The 14,825-nt window shown below is 65.3% G+C and carries 10 protein-coding genes, 4 tRNA genes and 1 rRNA gene; all 15 read right to left on the bottom strand.

The window, feature by feature from the left end:
* Positions 1 to 26: 26 nt before the first annotated feature.
* A complete protein-coding gene (gene rpoC, locus MKP05_RS15075; protein WP_240569098.1) occupies positions 27 to 4,247 on the bottom strand; it encodes a DNA-directed RNA polymerase subunit beta' in 4,221 nt (1,406 codons plus the stop codon).
* A gap of 10 nt (positions 4,248 to 4,257) precedes the next feature.
* On the bottom strand, positions 4,258 to 8,334 hold the full coding sequence (rpoB, locus tag MKP05_RS15070; protein ID WP_240569097.1) for a DNA-directed RNA polymerase subunit beta: 4,077 nt from the start codon (positions 8,332 to 8,334) through the stop codon (positions 4,258 to 4,260).
* Positions 8,335 to 8,566: 232 nt separating this feature from the next.
* The gene (gene rplL, locus MKP05_RS15065) at positions 8,567 to 8,938 is read right to left on the bottom strand and encodes a 50S ribosomal protein L7/L12 (RefSeq protein ID WP_110285373.1); all 372 of its coding nucleotides are present in this window, start codon (positions 8,936 to 8,938) and stop codon (positions 8,567 to 8,569) included.
* A 90-nt stretch (positions 8,939 to 9,028) separates the two neighbouring features.
* Positions 9,029 to 9,532 carry a 50S ribosomal protein L10 gene (gene rplJ, locus MKP05_RS15060; protein ID WP_110285374.1) on the bottom strand — a complete coding sequence of 168 codons (504 nt, stop codon included), beginning with the start codon at positions 9,530 to 9,532 and terminating at the stop codon, positions 9,029 to 9,031.
* A 274-nt stretch (positions 9,533 to 9,806) separates the two neighbouring features.
* Complete coding sequence (gene rplA, locus MKP05_RS15055) at positions 9,807 to 10,499, bottom strand: 50S ribosomal protein L1 (protein ID WP_240569096.1); 693 nt, start codon at positions 10,497 to 10,499, stop codon at positions 9,807 to 9,809.
* A 2-nt stretch (positions 10,500 to 10,501) separates the two neighbouring features.
* The gene (gene rplK, locus MKP05_RS15050; RefSeq protein WP_102626767.1) at positions 10,502 to 10,933 is read right to left on the bottom strand and encodes a 50S ribosomal protein L11; all 432 of its coding nucleotides are present in this window, start codon (positions 10,931 to 10,933) and stop codon (positions 10,502 to 10,504) included.
* 234 nt (positions 10,934 to 11,167) lie between these two features.
* Positions 11,168 to 11,701 carry a transcription termination/antitermination protein NusG gene (gene nusG / locus MKP05_RS15045; RefSeq protein ID WP_110285376.1) on the bottom strand — a complete coding sequence of 178 codons (534 nt, stop codon included), beginning with the start codon at positions 11,699 to 11,701 and terminating at the stop codon, positions 11,168 to 11,170.
* 8 nt (positions 11,702 to 11,709) lie between these two features.
* Positions 11,710 to 12,078 (bottom strand): preprotein translocase subunit SecE, encoded by a 369-nt coding sequence (gene secE / locus MKP05_RS15040; RefSeq protein WP_240569095.1) that lies wholly within the window; start codon positions 12,076 to 12,078, stop codon positions 11,710 to 11,712.
* A 72-nt stretch (positions 12,079 to 12,150) separates the two neighbouring features.
* Positions 12,151 to 12,226: transfer RNA gene (locus MKP05_RS15035), tRNA-Trp, on the bottom strand.
* A 143-nt stretch (positions 12,227 to 12,369) separates the two neighbouring features.
* Positions 12,370 to 12,444 (bottom strand) — tRNA-Thr (locus MKP05_RS15030).
* Between the two features lie 33 nt (positions 12,445 to 12,477).
* Positions 12,478 to 12,551 (bottom strand) — tRNA-Gly (locus MKP05_RS15025).
* A 49-nt stretch (positions 12,552 to 12,600) separates the two neighbouring features.
* A tRNA-Tyr gene (locus tag MKP05_RS15020) sits at positions 12,601 to 12,684 on the bottom strand.
* Between the two features lie 121 nt (positions 12,685 to 12,805).
* On the bottom strand, positions 12,806 to 13,645 hold the full coding sequence (locus tag MKP05_RS15015) for a type III pantothenate kinase (protein WP_240569093.1): 840 nt from the start codon (positions 13,643 to 13,645) through the stop codon (positions 12,806 to 12,808).
* Positions 13,642 to 14,625: a biotin--[acetyl-CoA-carboxylase] ligase gene (locus tag MKP05_RS15010; protein WP_240569150.1), complete on the bottom strand. Its 984-nt coding sequence runs from the start codon at positions 14,623 to 14,625 to the stop codon at positions 13,642 to 13,644. Before MKP05_RS15010 ends, MKP05_RS15015 begins: the two co-directional genes overlap by 4 nt.
* Before the next feature lie 121 nt (positions 14,626 to 14,746).
* Positions 14,747 to 14,825 (bottom strand): 5S ribosomal RNA (gene rrf / locus MKP05_RS22145); the annotation flags it as partial.

The following is a 14,825-nucleotide window of genomic DNA, read 5'->3' as shown; positions in this document are numbered from 1 at the left end:
GAGGCGCCAGGTGGCATCGCCCGTCGTCAAATCTCGTCGTCATCCGAGTCGAGCGCAGTGAGCTGGGCGCCCAACTCCTGCTCGACATCGAAGGCCGACGGGTGGAGCAGGCGGTCGGCGTCCTCACGCTTGCGCTTGCGCTCCGCGTGGTGGGTCAGGCCGGTACCGGCCGGGATCAGGCGTCCCACCACCACGTTTTCCTTCAGGCCGCGCAGGTAGTCGCGCTTGCCGGTGACCGCCGCCTCGGTCAGCACCCGCGTGGTCTCCTGGAAGGAGGCCGCGGAGATGAACGACTCGGTGGCCAGGCTGGCCTTGGTGATACCCAGCAGCACCCGCTGGTACTTGGCCGGGAATTTCTCCGCCTTCTCGAGACGGGCGTTCTGCTCGAGCACCCGGACCAGCTCGACCTGGTCGCCCGGAATGAAGTCCGAGTCCCCGGAGTCGGTGATCTCCACCTTGCGCAGCATCTGACGAACGATCACTTCGATGTGCTTGTCGTTGATGCCCACGCCCTGCAGCCGGTAGACGTCCTGGATCTCGGCGGTGATGTACTTGGCCAGCTCCGCCACGCCCAGCAGGCGCAGGATGTCGTGGGGGTTGCTCGGCCCGTCGGAAATCACCTCGCCCTTCTCGACGCTCTCGCCCTCGAAGACCGCGATCTGGCGCCACTTCGGGATCAGCATCTCGAACGGGTCGCCACCGCCCTCGGGGGTGATGGTGAGGCGACGCTTGCCCTTGGTCTCCTTGCCGAAGCTGATCACGCCGCTGATCTCGGCCAGTATCGCCGGCTCCTTCGGCTTGCGCGCCTCGAACAGGTCGGCCACCCGCGGCAGACCCCCGGTGATGTCCTTGTTGGCGGACGCCTCCACCGGGATCCGCGCGACGATCTCGCCGACGCCGATCTTCGAGCCGTTGTCGGCGGTGACGATCGCCTTGCCCGGCAGCAGGTACTGCACCGGGGTGTCGGAGCCGGTCACGGTCACCGACTTGCCGGCCTCGTCGGACAGCAGGATCATCGGACGCTTGTCGCGGCCGGCCATGGGGCGCGCGGCGGCCTCGATCACCTCGATGGAGGAGAGGCCGGTCATCTCGTCCACGCTGCGGTGGATGGTCAGGCCCTCGTCCATGTCGGCGTACTGCACGGTACCCTCGGCCTCGGCGACGATCGGGTGGGTGTGCGGGTCCCACTTGGCCACGGCCTGGCCCGCCTCCACAACGTCACCGTCCTTGACCGAGAGCTCGGCACCGTAGGGCAGCTTGTAGTACTCGCGCTCGCGGCCATGATCGTCGGCCACCGCCAGGGCGCTGGAGCGGGACACCACCACCAGCTTGCCGTCGGCGCGCTCGACGTGCTTGATGTTGTGCAGGCGCACGCGGCCGCCGTGCTTGACCTGGACGCTGTCCACCGCCGAGGCGCGCGATGCCGCACCGCCGATGTGGAAGGTCCGCATGGTCAGCTGGGTGCCCGGCTCGCCGATCGACTGGGCGGCGATGACCCCCACCGCCTCGCCGATGTTGACCTGATGGCCACGCGCCAGGTCGCGGCCGTAACAGGCCGCGCAGACGCCGTGGGAGGTCTCGCAGCTGATCGCACTGCGCACCACGATCTCGTCGACGCCCATGGTGTCGAGCTCGGCACACCAGGCCTCGTCGAGCAGGGTGCCGCGCGGGATCAGCACGTCCTCGGAGGCCGGATCGATGACGTCCTGGGCCACCACGCGGCCCAGCACGCGCTGCGCCAGGGAGACGATGATGTCGCCACCCTCGATCACCGGGTGCAGGGTCAGGCCGTTCTCGGTGCCGCAGTCCGACTCGGTGATCACCATGTCCTGGGCCACGTCGACCAGGCGACGGGTCAGGTAACCGGAGTTGGCGGTCTTGAGTGCCGTGTCCGCGAGGCCCTTCCGCGCGCCGTGGGTCGAGATGAAGTACTGCAGGACGTTCAGGCCTTCACGGAAGTTGGCGACGATCGGCGTCTCGATGATCGAGCCGTCCGGCTTGGCCATCAGGCCCCGCATCCCCGCCAGCTGGCGGATCTGGGCGGCACTACCCCGGGCGCCGGAGTCAGCCATGATGAAGACGCTGTTGAACGAGTCCTGCTCGACCTGCTGGCCGTCGCGGTCGGTCACGGTCTCCTTGGAGATGCCCGCCATCATCGCCTTGGCCACCTTGTCGTTGGCCTTGGACCAGATGTCGATGACCTTGTTGTACTTCTCGCCGGCGGTGACGAGACCGGAGGAGAACTGGTCCTCGATCTCCTTCACTTCCTCCTCGGCGGCCTCGATGATCTCGGCCTTGGCCCCGGGGATGACGAAGTCGTTGACGCCGATGGAGGCACCGGACCAGGTCGCCAGGCGGAAGCCGGTGTACATCAGCTGGTCGGCGAAGATCACCGCCGGCTTGAGGCCGGCACGGCGATACACCTCGTTGATCAGCTTCGAGATCGCCTTCTTCTTCATCGACTGGTCGACCAGTTCGAAGGGCACGCCCTCGGGCAGGATGCGGAACAGGAGCGCACGCCCCACGGTGGTGTCGTACAGCCGGCGATGCTCGCTGCGCTCGCCGGTCTCCTCGTCGAACTCAACCTCGGTCAGACGCACCTTGACGCGGGCGTGCAGCTCGACGTGCTGGGTGCCGAAGGCGCGCTCGACCTCGTTGAGGTTGGCGAACACCATGCCCTCGCCCTTGGCGTTGATGCGCTCGCGGGTCATGTAGTAAAGACCCAGCACCACGTCCTGGGACGGCACGATGATCGGCTCGCCGTTGGCCGGTGACAGCACGTTGTTGGTGGCCATCATCAGCGCGCGGGCCTCGAGCTGGGCTTCCAGGGTCAGCGGCACGTGGACCGCCATCTGGTCACCGTCGAAGTCGGCGTTGTAGGCGGCACACACCAGCGGGTGCAACTGGATCGCCTTGCCCTCGATCAGCAGCGGCTCGAAGGCCTGGATGCCCAGGCGGTGCAGGGTCGGGGCGCGGTTGAGCAGCACCGGGTGCTCGCGGATGACATCGGCGAGGATGTCCCACACCTCGGGCAGCTCGCGCTCGACCATCTTCTTGGCGGCCTTGATGGTGGAGGCGTGGCCGAGGCTCTGCAGCTTGGAGTAGATGAACGGCTTGAACAGCTCCAGCGCCATCTTCTTGGGCAGGCCGCACTGGTGCAGGCGCAGGGTCGGGCCCACGGTGATCACGCTGCGCCCGGAGTAGTCGACGCGCTTGCCCAGCAGGTTCTGACGGAAGCGCCCCTGCTTGCCCTTGATCATGTCGGCGAGCGACTTCAGCGGGCGCTTGTTGGAACCGGTGATGGCCCGGCCGCGGCGGCCATTGTCGAGCAGGGCGTCCACCGCCTCCTGCAGCATGCGCTTCTCGTTGCGCACGATGATGTCTGGCGCATTGAGGTCGAGCAGCCGCTTGAGGCGGTTGTTGCGGTTGATCACGCGACGGTAGAGGTCGTTGAGGTCGGAGGTCGCGAAGCGCCCGCCGTCCAGCGGCACCAGCGGACGCAGGTCCGGCGGCAGCACCGGCAGCACCTCCATGACCATCCACGCCGGGGCGTTGCCCGAGTTGTAGAAGGCCTCCAGCAGCTTGAGCCGCTTGGAGAGCTTCTTGATCTTGGTCTCGGAGTTGGTCTGGGGGATCTCCTCGCGCAGGCGGTCGATCTCCTCCTCGAGGTCGATGTCCTTGAGCAGCGCCTGGACGGCCTCGGCCCCCATGCGGGCGTCGAAGTCGTCACCGAACTCCTCGAGGGCCTCGAAGTACTGCTCGTCGTTGAGCAACTGGCCGCGCTCGAGCGTGGTCATGCCCGGATCGATGACCACGAAGCTCTCGAAGTAGAGCACGCGCTCGATGTCGCGCAGGGTCATGTCCAGGAACATGCCGATACGCGACGGCAGCGACTTGAGGAACCAGATGTGGGCGACCGGCGAGGCCAGCTCGATGTGGCCCATGCGCTCGCGGCGCACCGCCGCCTTGGTCACCTCGACGCCGCACTTCTCGCAGATGATCCCGCGGTGCTTCATGCGCTTGTACTTGCCGCACAGGCACTCGTAGTCCTTCACCGGACCGAAGATCTTGGCGCAGAACAGGCCGTCACGCTCCGGCTTGAAGGTGCGGTAGTTGATGGTCTCGGGCTTCTTCACCTCGCCGAAGGACCAGGAGCGAATCATGTCCGGCGACGCGAGCGTGATCTTGATCGCGTCGAACTCGTCGGACTGAGACTGCGATTTGAGGACTTTCACCAAATCTTTCATTGGGAGGCTCCTAGCTCTCTAACTCGATATCGATGCCCAGCGAACGGATCTCCTTCACCAGCACGTTGAAGGATTCCGGCATGCCCGCCTGCATGGTGTGGTCGCCGTCCACGATGCTCTTGTACATCTTGGTACGCCCTTCCACGTCGTCGGACTTGACCGTGAGCATCTCCTGGAGGGTGTAGGCCGCGCCGTAGGCTTCCAGGGCCCAGACCTCCATCTCGCCGAAGCGCTGGCCGCCGAACTGCGCCTTGCCGCCCAGCGGCTGCTGGGTGACCAGCGAGTAGGAGCCGGTCGAACGCGCGTGCATCTTGTCGTCCACCAGGTGGTTGAGCTTCAGCATGTACATGTAGCCGACGGTCACCGACCGGTCGAAGGCGTCGCCGGAGCGGCCGTCGTAGAGGGTCATCTGGCCGGAATCCGGCAGGTCCGCCAGCTTGAGCAGATGCTTGATCTCGCCCTCCTTGGCGCCATCGAAGACCGGCGAGGCCATCGGCACGCCGCCCTGGAGGTTCTTCGCCAGGGCGATCACCTCGTCGTCGGTCAGCGAGTCGAGGTCCTCGATGCGGGTGCCCTCGGTGTTGTATATCTGCCCCAGGAACTCGCGGAGCTGGCCGACCTGCTGGTCGCGTGCCTCGCGCAGCATGGCCTCGATCTTCACCCCGAGGCCGCGGGCCGCCAGGCCCAGGTGGGTCTCGAGGATCTGCCCGACGTTCATCCGCGACGGCACGCCCAGCGGGTTGAGCACCACGTCGACCGGCTCGCCGTTGTCGTCGAAGGGCATGTCCTCGATCGGCATGATCGCCGAGATGACGCCCTTGTTGCCGTGGCGGCCGGCCATCTTGTCACCCGGCTGGATGCGCCGCTTGACCGCCATGTAGACCTTGACGATCTTCAGCACGCCCGGCGCCAGGTCGTCGCCCTGGGTCAGCTTGCGCTTCTTGTCCTCGAAACGCTCGTCCATTTCCTTGCGACGGTTCTCGAGCTGTTCGTCGGCCTGGGCGAGCAGCTCGTTGAGCGCCTCGTCCTGCAGGCGCAGCTTGAACCACTGCTGGCGCGGCAGCTCCTCGAGGTAGTCGTCGGAGAGGATGTCGCCCTTCTTCAGCCCGGGGCCACCATTGACCGGCTGGCCGGACAGGGTGCGCTTGAGGCGCTCGAAGGTGGCGTCCTCGGCTATGCGGTAGGTCTCCTGCAGGTCCTTGCGCACTTCGTCGAGCTGCATCTGCTCGATGGCCAGCGCCCGGGAGTCCTTCTCCACACCGTCGCGGGTGAACACCTGGACGTCGATGACGGTACCGCGCATGCCGGTCGGGGCGCGCAGCGAGGTGTCCTTCACGTCGGAGGCCTTCTCGCCGAAGATCGCCCGCAGCAGCTTCTCTTCCGGGGTCAGCTGGGTCTCGCCCTTGGGTGTGACCTTGCCGACCAGGATATCGCCCGGTCCGACTTCCGCCCCGATATACACGACACCCGCCTCGTCGAGCTTGGCCAGCGCCGACTCACCGACGTTGGGGATGTCGGAGGTGATCTCCTCCGACCCCAGCTTGGTGTCGCGGGACACGCAGGTCAGCTCCTGGATGTGGATGGTGGTGAAGCGGTCTTCCTGGACCACCCGCTCGGAGAGCAGGATGGAGTCCTCGAAGTTGTAGCCGTTCCAGGGCATGAAGGCGATGCGCATGTTCTGGCCCAGCGCCAGGTCGCCCATGTCGACGGAGGGGCCGTCGGCCAGGATATCGCCACGCGCCACCTCGTCGCCGGGGCGCACGATGGGGCGCTGGTTCATGCAGGTGTTCTGGTTGGAGCGCACGTACTTGGTGAGGTTGTAGATATCGACGCCGGCCTCGCCGCCGATGATCTCGTCCTCGTTGATGCGCACCACGATGCGCTTGGCGTCGACCGAGTCGATCACGCCGCCGCGGCGCGCCACGGCGCAGACGCCGGAGTCACGCGCCACGAAGCGCTCCATGCCGGTCCCCACCAGGGGCTTCTCGGCACGCAGGGTCGGCACCGCCTGACGCTGCATGTTGGAGCCCATCAGGGCGCGGTTGGCGTCGTCGTGCTCGAGGAACGGGATCAGCGCCGCCGCCACGGAGACCACCTGGCGCGGCGAGACGTCCATCAGGGTGACCTGCTCGGGGCGCATGAAGGTGGTCTCGCCCTTGTGGCGGACCTGCACCAGGTCGTCGACCAGCTTGCCCGACTCGTCCACGGTGGCCGAGGCCTGGGCGATGATGAAGTCGCCCTCCTCGATGGCCGAGAGGTGCACCACCTCGTCGGTCACCTGGCGATCCACCACCTTGCGGTACGGGGTCTCGAGGAAACCGTAGCTGTTGGTGTGGCTGTAGGTGGCGAGCGAGTTGATCAAGCCGATGTTCGGCCCCTCCGGGGTCTCGATCGGGCACAGGCGACCGTAGTGGGTGGCGTGGACGTCACGCACCTCGAAGCCGGCGCGCTCGCGGGTCAGGCCACCCGGGCCGAGCGCGGAGACGCGGCGCTTGTGGGTGACCTCGGAGAGCGGGTTGTTCTGGTCCATGAACTGGGAGAGCTGGCTGGAGCCGAAGAACTCCTTGACCGCCGCCGCCACCGGCTTGGCGTTGATCAGGTCCTGGGGCATCAGGCCCTCGCTCTCGGCCATGGAGAGACGCTCCTTGACCGCACGCTCGACGCGCACCAGGCCCACACGGAACTGGTTCTCGGCCATCTCGCCGACGCAGCGGATACGACGGTTGCCCAGGTGATCGATATCGTCGACTTCACCGAAGCCGTTACGGATGTTGATCAGCTCCTTGAGCACGTCGAGGATGTCGCGCTGGTCGAGCACGCCGGAGCCGGTATCGGCGTCGCGGCGCAGGCGACGGTTGAACTTCATGCGGCCGACGCCGGAGAGGTCGTAGCGGTCCTCGGTGAAGAACAGGTTGTGGAACAGGGTCTCGGCGGCTTCCTTGGTGGGCGGCTCGCCGGGGCGCATCATGCGGTAGATCTCGACCAGCGCCTCGAGCTGGGACCCGGTGGTGTCCAGCTTGAGGGTGTCGGAGATGAAGGGGCCACAGTCGAGATCGTTGGTGTAGAGCGTCTCGAGGGTAGTGATGCCGGCCTGGCCGAGCTTCTCGAGCAGCTCCGGGGTGATCTCGCTGTTGCAGGAGCAGATCAGCTCGCCGGTGTTCGGGTCGACCTGGTCCTTGCCCAGGGTCTTGCCGAACAGGTACTCCATCGGCACCTCGAGGCGCTCGAGACCGGCCTTCTCCAGCTGGCGGATGTGCTTCTGGGTGATCCGGCGGCCTTCCTCGACGATCAGGTTGCCCTCGCCATCCTTGATGTCGAAGGTGGCGGTCTCGCCACGCAGCCGCGACGGCACCAGCTCCACGGAGAAGCCGGACTGCTCGATGTGGAAGGTGCTGGTCTCGAAGAACTCGTCGAGGATCTCCTCGGCGCTCATGCCGAGCGCACGCATCAGCACCGTGGCCGGCAGCTTGCGGCGACGGTCGATGCGCACGAAGACGCTGTCCTTGGGGTCGAACTCGAAGTCCAGCCAGGAGCCGCGGTAGGGGATCACCCGGGCGGAATAGAGCAGCTTGCCGGAAGAGTGGCTCTTGCCCTTGTCATGGTCGAAGAACACGCCGGGTGAACGGTGCAGCTGGGAGACGATGACCCGCTCGGTGCCATTGACGACGAAGGTGCCGTTCTCGGTCATCAGGGGGATCTCCCCCATGTAGACTTCCTGCTCCTTGATGTCCTTGATGGCCTTGTGTGCCGACTCCTTGTCGTAGATGATCAGGCGAACCTTGACACGCAGCGGAGCCGAATAGGTGACGCCACGCAGCTGGCACTCCTTGACGTCGAAAGCCGGGGTGCCGAAGCGGTAGCTGACGTACTCCAGGGCGGCGTTGCCGGAGAAGCTCTCGATCGGGAACACGGACTTGAAGGCCGCATGCAGACCGATCTCGAGGCGCTCCTCGGGAGAGCGGTCCTGCTGGAGAAAGTCGTAGTAGGAATCAAGCTGGATGGCCAGCAGGTAGGGCACATCCATCACTTGGGGCAGTTTGCCGAAATCCTTGCGGATGCGTTTTTTCTCAGTGTATGAGTAAGCCATCTGTATTCCCCAGCTTGTTCACCATGGGTGACCGATGCGTGGTCGGCGCCACCCGACGGGAGCGGCTCCGTCAGGCGATGAAGGCAAGCACCGCGTCGGGTTGCTCGCCTTCGGAATTCGGCTGGCGGCTCTGCTCATGCAGAGGCCAGTGACAACAGAAAAAGGCCGGCAGCGGGTGTCCCGCCACCAGCCGTGGAAGCTTACGCAGCGCGTGAAGCCATGGGCACAAGGATTACTTGAGCTCCACGCTCGCGCCGGCTTCTTCCAGCTTGGCCTTGGCCGCTTCGGCATCGTCCTTGGACAGGGCTTCCTTGATGGTCGCCGGTGCGCCGTCGACGGCACCCTTGGCTTCCTTCAGGCCCAGGCCGGTAATCTCGCGGACGACCTTGATCACGTTGACCTTCTTCTCGCCGACAGCGGTCAGCACCAGGTCGAACTCGGTCTGCTCTTCAGCGGCTTCAGCTTCACCACCACCCGGGCCGGCCACGACGGCGGCAGCGGCAGAGACACCGAACTTCTCTTCCATGGCTTCGATCAGGTCGACGACTTCCATGACGGACATGTCGGCGACGGCGTTGATGATGTCTTCTTTGGTCAGTGCCATTTTCAGGTTCCTAACTTTGCGGGAGCCTCGGTCGGCCGAGAGCTCGAGGATTCAATATTCGATTCGGACTGCGCGCAGGAGTTCGCCTGATCAGGCGGCGGCTTCCTGCTTCTGGTCGCGCAGCGCGGCGAGGGTACGAACCAGCTTGCCGGCAGAAGCTTCCTTCATGACGGACATCAGCTTGGCGATCGCCTCATCGTAGGTCGGCAGCGTTGCCAGGCGGTCGATGTCGCTTGCCGGAATCAGCTCACCTTCGTAGGCCAGCGCCTTGACTTCAAAGTCCTTCTCACCCTTGGCGAACTCCTTGAACAGGCGGGCGGCAGCGCCCGGGTGCTCGTAGGAGAAGGCCAGCATGGTCGGACCGGAGAAGGTCTCGTCCAGAATCTCCCAGGGAGTTCCGGACAGGGCGCGGCGTGCCAGGGTGTTGCGGACAACACGGATCTGCACGCCATTCTCGCGGGCCTGCTTGCGCAGGTCGGTCATCGCGCTGACCGCGACGCCACGAGAGTCGGCAACTACGACGGAGAGAGCGTCCTTGGCGGCTGCACTGACCTCGGCAACAATCGCCTTCTTGCCTTCGAGTGCTAGTGGCACAGTGATCACTCCTTCGTGCCGGAACCTCGAACGAGGGCTCCGGTGGTTACCATCTCTCCCGCCCCGGCGCTCGAGCGTCGGGGCGGGAGTCCTGGGTGATGGTGCTCACCAGATATCTGGCGGCACACCATCTGCGCAGGCCTCCCGGTGGAAGATTAAGCCGCCCTTCACGAGGAGGGGCGGCGCCTGCGGTCTTTGACGGTGCCCCGCCGGCACGTTCGGCAACCATGCACGGGGACCGCAAAGTTCTTGCCTGTTGCCGTCGAACCGCCGCTCAGACCAGCGCGGAGTGGTCGACGGTGATGCCCGGCCCCATGGTGGTGGACAGGGTCATCTTCTTGAAATAGATACCCTTGGAGGTGCTGGGCTTGAGCCGCTTCAGGTCGGCGACCAGCGCTTCCAGGTTGCCCTGGATGGCGGCGGCGTCGAAGTCGACCTTGCCAAGGGTGGTGTGGATGATGCCGTTCTTGTCGGTACGGAAGCGCACCTGGCCGGCCTTGGCGTTCTTCACCGCGGTGGCGACATCCGGGGTCACGGTGCCGACCTTGGGGTTCGGCATCAGGCCGCGCGGGCCGAGGATCTGGCCCAGCTGGCCGACCACGCGCATGGCGTCCGGCGAGGCGATGACCACGTCGAAGTCGAGCTGACCCTTCTTGACCTGCTCGGCCAGGTCGTCCATGCCGACGATATCGGCACCGGCTTCCTTGGCGGCATCGGCGTTGGCACCCTGGGTGAAGACGGCGACACGCACGTCCTTGCCGGTACCGTTGGGCATGACGGTAGCCCCACGCACGACCTGGTCGGACTTGCGCGGATCGACGCCCAGGTTGATGGCGACGTCCAGGGACTCCTTGAAGTTGACGGTGGACAGCTCGGCGAGCAGCGCCACGGCCTCTTCCAGGGAGTAGGCCTTGGTCGGATCGACCTTCTCGCGAATCATCTTCGCACGCTTGGTAAGCTTGGCCATGATCAGAGACCCTCCACGTTCAGGCCCATGCTGCGGGCACTACCGGCAATGGTACGCACCGCTGCGTCGAGATCGGCAGCCGTCAGGTCCGGCTCCTTGGTCTTGGCGATCTCCTCGAGCTGCTCGCGGGTCACGGTACCGACCTTCTTCTTGTTCGGCTCACCGGAGCCGGACTTGATGCCAGCCGCCTTCTTCAGCAGGACCGCGGCGGGCGGGGTCTTGGTGACGAAGGTGAAGCTGCGGTCGGAGTAGACGGTGATGACCACGGGAGTCGGCAGACCCGGCTCGATGTCCTGGGTGGCCGCGTTGAAGGCCTTGCAGAACTCCATGATGTTGACACCGTGCTGACCCAGCGCGGGGCCCACGGGGGGACTCGGATTGGCCTTGCCAGCTGCGACCTGCAGCTTGATGTAAGCCTGTACTTTCTTGGCCATGATTGACTCCAGTTGGGTAGTAGCGCCTCGGGAAACACTGCTCAAATGTCTGCGCGGGCGAATCGCTGCGTTGCGCGCTGCTCGACATCCTCACCTAGTACCGCATAGGCTCCGGTGTCTGCGCTGCGTGCGCCTTGCGCTTCATCCCGCTCGCCAGTTTGTTCAGCGCCCCCTTGCGGCTCCCCGGGTTACGCGGCCCGCCCGGGGCCGCATCGCAGACGTCAGGCCGAGAGGCTATTCCTTCTCGACCTGCGCGAATTCCAGTTCGACAGGGGTCGCGCGACCGAAGATCAGCACGCTGACCTGCAGGCGACTCTTGTCGTAGTTGACCTCTTCCACCACGCCGTTGAAGTCGGCGAAGGGCCCATCGACCACGCGCACGGACTGACCCGGCTCGAACAGGGTCTTGGGACGCGGCTTGTCGGTGCCGTCCTTCACCCGACGCAGGATGGCATCGGCCTCCTTCTGGGTGATCGGCGCCGGCTTCTCCTTGGTCCCACCGATGAACCCCATGACGCGCGGGGTCTCGTTGACCAGATGCCAGGTCGCATCGTCCATCTCCATCTCGACCAGCACGTAGCCGGGATAGAACTTGCGCTCGCTCTTGCGGCGCTTGCCATCACGCATCTCGACGACTTCTTCGGTCGGCACCAGGATCTCGCCGAAGCGCTCCTCCATGCCATGCATCTTCACGCGCTCGATCAGCGAGCGCATGACATGCTTCTCGAAGCCGGAGTAGGCGTGCACGACGTACCAACGCTTGGACATGGAAACTCCTAACCAATGACGCCGGACATCGCCCAGCCAAGAAGGGTGTCGATCAGCCACAGCATCAGACCGACCACCAGCACGGCCACCAGCACGATACCCGTGGTCTGCACGGTCTCGGGGCGCGTCGGCCATACCACGCGCTGGATCTCCTTCTTCGCGCTCTTGGCCAGCTCGGTGAGCTCGCGCCCCCGGGTCGTGGTCAGGGCGACCAGCGCCGCCACGATGCTCAGGGCGACGACACCCAGCACGCGGTAGAGGAGTGCCAGATCGGCGAAGTAGGTATTGCCGACAACGGCCAGGACCAGCAGAGTGACGACAACCGCCCACTTGAGCCCGTCGTGGCGCGACTCCTGCACCTCGGCGCTATGCTTCATGAAAACGAGACTCCTCAGGGCGCGGCAATCGAAACATGAAAGTATATGAAATAACGCCAGCCTGGGGAAGGCTGGCAGGCCAGGAGGGAATCGAACCCCCAACCTGCGGTTTTGGAGACCGCTGCTCTGCCAATTGAGCTACTGGCCTGTACCTGCTCCGCAACCGCCCTTTGCGAGCGGCCTGCACGACAGCGGGCGCCATGATAGCGAAAGCCGCTCTACCTGGCAACCCCTTCCCTGCTGACACAGGAAAGAAAGAGAAAAGGCGAGCCGCGGCTCGCCTTTTCGATATGGAGCTCATGGACGGATTTGAACCGTCGACCTCACCCTTACCAAGGGTGTGCTCTACCCCTGAGCTACATGAGCGCAACCCTTCGACATCACATGACGCTCGATGCCTGGAGCGGGCAGCGGGGATCGAACCCGCATCATCAGCTTGGAAGGCTGAGGTTCTACCATTGAACTATGCCCGCCTACCCACTCTTGCTGCCACCACCCGATCGAACCGGTGCCGGCGAATTCTGGTGGAGGGGGAAGGATTCGAACCTTCGAAGCTTTCGCGGCAGATTTACAGTCTGCTCCCTTTGGCCACTCGGGAACCCCTCCAGCTGGCGGCATATCCTACCACCTTCATGCCCGATGTCAAGCCACTGTTTTCTCAGTTATCCTGACCGAGGAACCCAGCCTTTCAGCGCTTCCTCTTCGCTTCGGAACGCGGCGCATTGTGTCAAAGCAGCATCGAGAATGCAAGCCCGGCACGTATCTTTTCCAGCGAAACCGGTGACGGCACACCTGGCGCCCCGGACAGCTTTCCCGCCCGCTCGGCGGCGGTCAAAGGGAAACAGGCCTCGAGCCCGGCGTAGACCATGTCCGGCCAGACCGCATGGGGCACCTGGATGCCGCGCGAAATCACCCGCGCATCGCCCCCCGTGAGCAACATGGGCAGGGGCACCCCCTCCCGGTCGCACACTTCGCTGTAGATACGATTCACCGCGCTGACCGCGGCCATGTAGATGCCGTGATTAACAGCTTCCACCGTGCGTGTACCCGGCACCAGCAGCTCCTCGGCCTCGCTGTCCGGGTCGATGGCCACGTTGCGCGTGCCGAGCTTGAGGCTCTCCTTCATCAGGCGCAGCCCGGGAAGGATGTAGCCCCCGAGGTGCCGCCCACCCGGCAGCACGAAGTCGACGGTGATGGCGCTACCGCAGTCGACGCTGCAGCATCCACCGGCCAGCTGGTAGCCGGCCAGCGCCCCCATCCAGCGATCCACCCCCAGCCGGCCGGGCTCCTCGTAGCCATTGGTGACGCCAAGGGCCTCGGGGGTGGAGCGCGCCACATGGACCGCGCCGACCCGCCGACGCAGCAGTGTCACGGTCTCCTCGAGCACCACCTTGCGCGCCACGCTGGAGATGCGCACCGCCTCCACCACGTCCAGGTCCGGAATGTCCGAGCCGGGGCGCCACTCCTCGCGGGTCCAGACGGCGCCGCGCGAGCGAATCTCGCTACTGTCGGCATCCTTCAATCGCCACTTGGACAGGGTATTGCCGATATCGAGATCCAGGATCATGGGCGACCACGCACGCTGACTTCCCCTCCTGCCAGGCGCAGGCGCTGCTGGCCCTGCCGAACCCAGAGGTTGCCGGACTCGTCGACCCCCTCGGCGATCGCCGCCTCGCGCCCTCCACCCCGCAGGATATCCACCTCGTGGCCGGCAAAAGCGTGGCGAGCATTCCACTCCTCCTGCCAGACGGCGAAGCCCCGCTGCTCGAAGCTCGCCATCAGCGGCAGCAGGCCCTCGAGCAGCTCCACCGCCAGCGCATTGCGCGAAACCTGTGGCGCCTGGTCGCGCAGCGCCGCCACCGGCTGGTCGATGCCGGCCCGGAAGTCGGCAGGCAGGTCGATATTGATGCCCATGCCGACCACCACCTCACAGGGGCCGGCCGCATCGCCACTGATCTCCACCAGGATGCCGGCCAGCTTGCCTAACTCCCCCTGCGGCGATTCCAGCAGCACATCATTGGGCCACTTCAGCAGCGGCCTTGCCCCGCGGCTTTCCAGCACCCTGGCCAATACCACGCCGATGGCCAGGCTCAGCCCCTCCAGCACCGCGACTCCCGACTCGAAGCGCCACCCCAACGACAGCATCAGCGATCGCCCCCAGGGCGTCGTCCAGGCGCGCCCGCGACGCCCGCGGCCCTCACTCTGCTGTTCCACCAGGCAGACCTCGCCATGACCGGCACCCTGCTCGAAGCGCTCGTGGATGAAGGCGTTGCTGGACGGCAGCGTTTCCTCGACGAACAGGCGCGTCAGGTGCTGTCGCGCATCCCGCGACAGCCCCGCCACGATCTCGCCACCATCGAGCAGCTCCAGCGGCTCCGCCAGGCGATAGCCCTGCCCCTTCACCGCCTCCATGGGGATCCCCAGCGATTCGAGCTTCCTCAACTGTTTCCACACTGCCGCTCGCGACACGCCCAGGCGCTCGCCCAGCTGCTCGCCGGAATGGAACTCGCCATCGCTCAGCAGGCGGATCAGATCACCGATGGTCATGCGCATGCCCCAGACGGGAAAAGTCCACATTCTATCGGAACTCGTGCAGCCTCGGAAATCCATCGAGCGGAAATGAAAAAACCCCGAACACGGATGTGCTCGGGGTTTTCTCTGAAGAAGTGCCTGACGATGACCTACTCTCGCATGGGGAGACCCCACACTACCATCGGCGCTGAGCGGTTTCACTGCTGAGTTCGGCA

It is taken from the genome of Halomonas flagellata (assembly GCF_022487945.1).
GTDB classification, from domain to species: Bacteria; Pseudomonadota; Gammaproteobacteria; order Pseudomonadales; family Halomonadaceae; genus Halomonas; species Halomonas flagellata.
Note: the sequence above shows the minus strand (reverse complement) of the source record. Positions and strands in the feature narration are given on the sequence as shown.

Coding starts and splice junctions, on each gene's coding strand:
- rpoB (WP_240569097.1), bottom strand. CDS start 8,334: ATGGCTTACTCATACACTGAGAAAAAACGCATCCGCAAGGATTTCGGC.
- rpoC (WP_240569098.1), bottom strand. CDS start 4,247: ATGAAAGATTTGGTGAAAGTCCTCAAATCGCAGTCTCAGTCCGACGAG.
- rplL (WP_110285373.1), bottom strand. CDS start 8,938: ATGGCACTGACCAAAGAAGACATCATCAACGCCGTCGCCGACATGTCC.
- rplA (WP_240569096.1), bottom strand. CDS start 10,499: ATGGCCAAGCTTACCAAGCGTGCGAAGATGATTCGCGAGAAGGTCGAT.
- nusG (WP_110285376.1), bottom strand. CDS start 11,701: ATGTCCAAGCGTTGGTACGTCGTGCACGCCTACTCCGGCTTCGAGAAG.
- MKP05_RS15010 (WP_240569150.1), bottom strand. CDS start 14,625: ATGACCATCGGTGATCTGATCCGCCTGCTGAGCGATGGCGAGTTCCAT.
- secE (WP_240569095.1), bottom strand. CDS start 12,078: ATGAAGCATAGCGCCGAGGTGCAGGAGTCGCGCCACGACGGGCTCAAG.
- rplK (WP_102626767.1), bottom strand. CDS start 10,933: ATGGCCAAGAAAGTACAGGCTTACATCAAGCTGCAGGTCGCAGCTGGC.
- MKP05_RS15015 (WP_240569093.1), bottom strand. CDS start 13,645: ATGATCCTGGATCTCGATATCGGCAATACCCTGTCCAAGTGGCGATTG.